The organism is Pseudomonas sp. PA-4-8C, from assembly GCF_021606625.1.
GTDB classification, from domain to species: Bacteria; Pseudomonadota; Gammaproteobacteria; order Pseudomonadales; family Pseudomonadaceae; genus Aquipseudomonas; species Aquipseudomonas lactis.
The window spans coordinates 1-946 of sequence record NZ_WKCD01000564.1; the positions used below are offsets into that span (position 1 = coordinate 1).

Consider the following 946-nt stretch of genomic DNA (forward strand, 5'->3'; position numbering starts at 1 on the left):
TCTGGCGCGGTGGTGTCGATGGTATTGCTGGCGGTGAACGGCACCGTGGCCGCCGGGCCGGTATTACCCGCCGCATCGGTGGCCGTCACGGAAATGTCGCCACTCGGTTGCGGGGTTTTACTGACCAATTCGAACTTGCCGTCCGGGCCGGCTTTGATTGTCTCGACCGTGCCATCTGGCAACGTCACGGTGACGGTGCTGTTGGGTTCAGCTTGACCAGTGACTTTAACCTTGCCGTCTGGCTGGGTTTCAGCCGCCAAACCAGTTGGTGCCTCTGGCGCGGTGGTGTCGATGGTATTGCTGGCGGTGAACGGCACCGTGGCCGCCGGGCTGGTATTACCCGCCGCATCGGTGGCCGTCACGGAAATATCGCCGCTCGGTTGCGGGGTTTTGCTGACCAGTTCGAACTTGCCGTCCGGGCCGGCTTTGATTGTCTCGACCGTGCCGTCCGGCAACGTCACGGTGACGGTGCTGTTGGGTTCAGCTTGACCATTGACTTTAACCTTGCCGTCTGGCTGGGTTTCAGCCGCCAAGCCGGTTGGAGCTTCTGGTGCCGTCGTGTCAACCGCATTGCTGGCCTGGAACGGTACGATCGCTGCCGGGCTGGTATTGCCCGCCGCATCGGTGGCCGTCACGGAAATATCGCCGCTCGGTTGCGGGGTTTTGCTGACCAGTTCGAACTTGCCGTCCGGGCCGGCTTTGATTGTCTCGACCGTGCCGTCTGGCAACGTCACTGTGACGGTGCTGTTGGACTCGGCTTGACCAGTGACTTTAACCTTGCCGTCTGGCTGGGTTTCAGCCGCCAAACCAGTTGGTGCCTCTGGCGCGGTGGTGTCGATGGTATTGCTGGCGGTGAACGGCACCGTGGCCGCCGGGCCGGTATTACCCGCCGCATCGGTGGCCGTCACGGAAATGTCGCCACTCGGTTGCGGGGTTTTACTGACCA

At 62.4% G+C, this 946-nt stretch carries 1 protein-coding gene; it reads right to left on the reverse strand.

The window, feature by feature from the left end; translation table 11 throughout:
• Window positions 1-946 (reverse strand): Ig-like domain-containing protein (locus GIW04_RS30980; protein ID WP_236479644.1); only part of this gene is annotated, 946 nt, incomplete at both ends.